The organism is Streptomyces sp. yr375, assembly GCF_900110755.1.
Taxonomy (GTDB): Bacteria; Actinomycetota; Actinomycetes; order Streptomycetales; family Streptomycetaceae; genus Streptomyces.
Map to the genome: position 1 here is coordinate 1 of NZ_FOFF01000109.1, position 2,198 is coordinate 2,198.

Below are 2,198 nucleotides of genomic sequence, written 5' to 3' on the forward strand. Positions count from 1 at the left end.
CGCATCACCCTCAGCCCCGGCCGGATCGGCGACATCGCCCGCGCTGCCCTCGTGCTCAACGAACTCTGGAAATGATCACCGCTGAGAAAACGTCACTGACTCACCCTGTACGACAGCTTGCTCATCCCCGACACACACATGGAGCTCGCACCCCGTTTGCTCGTAGTTGATCGTGTCTACGAAGAAACGCTTAATGACGGCCTAACCTTCGACCTCAATCAGCTCAGGCGTGAGCGCCTGCACACGGCCCGCTTCGGGCACCATCGCCGCGATGGCATTACTCGTGAAGCCCGATTTGGACGGCACGCTCCATAGTGCGACCGCCTCGGCGGCGGCAGGGCCAACTACTCCTCGAAACACAAGCCACACCCGGCACCTCGCCGGCACACTTCTCCTTGTTGTTCCAGCGCCCCCCGGAATAACCTTCCTTTTAACCGACTTCGGCCTTCACTATCGAATAAGCTCTGCGGCACCACTCATGATGACCTCCTTCAGGGCATGAAAAGGAGTCGATCTGTTGATCGACTCCGGGATGCCAGGTAAGTGGATGATCGACATCCGTTTAGAGGTTTGGTGCTTGCGCTGAGCGCCCCAGGGCTATGCTCCTGACCATGGTTGATGGCGCGTGGTGGTGGGCCTCTCTATCGCTGGCAGGGACTGTGATCCCGATGGCGTATGAACTGGCGCGGAGATTCATTGAGCGCAAGAGGAGGTTTGATCTGGAGGAAGACGCGGCCAGGAATGGCGAACCAATTTCCGCGGAGAGGGATTATCTGAGCAAGCCGAAGCCGCCGCCGCCGGAAATCCCCCGGCAAGGGGAAGTGGGCCGCAGCCCTATAGATAAAGAGTCGAACGCCTCGTCTTCCTCTTCGGTGGAGGGGAACGGCGATGAGCGCTAGCAAGGGGAAGGTGCGGTCAGTTACCATTACCGCATCGAGTATCAGTGGCGCAAGCATCACCACGGGCATTTTGGGAATTTCATACTGGCTCGGACCTACTACGGCGCCCGGTAAAATGCTCATGTTCGCCGCCCCTTGGGCGGTCCTCTTTCTGCCGTACGTCATTGCTGCCGTGCTCAATGTCATGGATGGCGGTTTGGATAACTGGCAGACGAGCAGGCATAGGGCTCGGATGGTGAAGATTGCTAATTTGCAAGAGACCGAAGAGGACCGTCAGGACGCGATGGCCGAAGTGAAAAAGTCCGACATGGAAACCCTCAGGCGGATCCGGCAGAAGATGCGCGGAGTCGACGAAAAATCACCGCAGGAGTGAACTGAGCGTCTTCGAGTTGGCCACCGATCAGGTGATGGTCCATGAAGCGCAACGAGCGAGGCCCCCGGGCTGTTGATCGAGATGTCTGACGTCTCAACCACGCTGCTCGGGGGCCTCGTTGGTCATCTATCCTGCCGCACTCGACCTGCCCCATGCGCTCGTCGAGTGGGTGACGATGCTCGTTGTCACCCGTGAGGGCGACCGGCGCTGCAAGCTCCGTCCGTCTCAGCGTGCGATGGCACTGGTGTACCTGCGCGAGCACACCACTCTGGCGAAGATTGCTGCAGGGTTCGGGATCAGCGAGTCCACCGCTCACGCCTACACCAGCACGGTCATCAACCTGCTCGCCGAACGTGCGCCGGGACTGCTGAAGGTCCTGCGCGAGGCCGATGCGGACTTCGTCCTGCTGGAGCCTAGCCGCCTGCGGCAACCCGCCACCTGGATTCAGCAGAAGACCCCCTGATCGTGCGCCTGACGTGCAAGGCAACCAGGGTCCTTTGTGCAGCACCCATGGCTTCAACAATTCTCCGAGGTCGCACCGCCCGGTACGTACGCGCATGGCGTACCCCCCGTTCGGCTGATGGCCCGGCACCGCCAGCGCGTTCCCGCAGGGACGACGCGGGGTTACCGTGCTGCGCATGGCCATCGCCCCGACGCCGCACAACCTCACGGCGCTCCTGCTTTTTATCGACACCCACATCATCGACGCCACTGACCATGCGACTGTGTGCTTGAGGCATCTCCGTGACGAGGGGTGGATCAATCTTCAGCGGACCGACGCCATGGACACGGAACTCGCCGACGCGCCCGCAGACAAGTGGGCACGGCTCACTGAGGAGCCTCGCGTTTTCCGGACAGGCTTCTGGCCGTTCATTTCACGCGGCGATTCGCAACTTCTCGTACTCGGCGTGGACTTCGTACGGAGG

The 2,198-nt window shown here is 60.9% G+C and carries 3 protein-coding genes and 1 pseudogene; all 4 read left to right on the top strand.

Annotated elements, in window-relative coordinates; all coding sequences use genetic code 11:
* Nucleotides 1–611 precede the first annotated feature (611 nt).
* On the top strand, nt 612–899 hold the full coding sequence (locus BMZ82_RS40510) for a hypothetical protein (protein ID WP_143099023.1): 288 nt from the start codon (nt 612–614) through the stop codon (nt 897–899).
* Entirely contained in the window at nt 889–1,272 is a 384-nt protein-coding gene (locus BMZ82_RS40515) for a hypothetical protein (RefSeq protein ID WP_143099024.1), read from the top strand. The genes BMZ82_RS40510 and BMZ82_RS40515 overlap by 11 nt, the downstream gene beginning before the upstream one ends.
* 118 nt (nt 1,273–1,390) lie before the next feature.
* Nucleotides 1,391–1,684: pseudogene (locus tag BMZ82_RS39005) on the top strand (transposase family protein); the annotation flags it as partial.
* Between the two features lie 226 nt (nt 1,685–1,910).
* On the top strand, nt 1,911–2,198 hold a 288-nt coding region (locus BMZ82_RS39010; RefSeq protein ID WP_143099025.1), incomplete at its 3' end, for a hypothetical protein.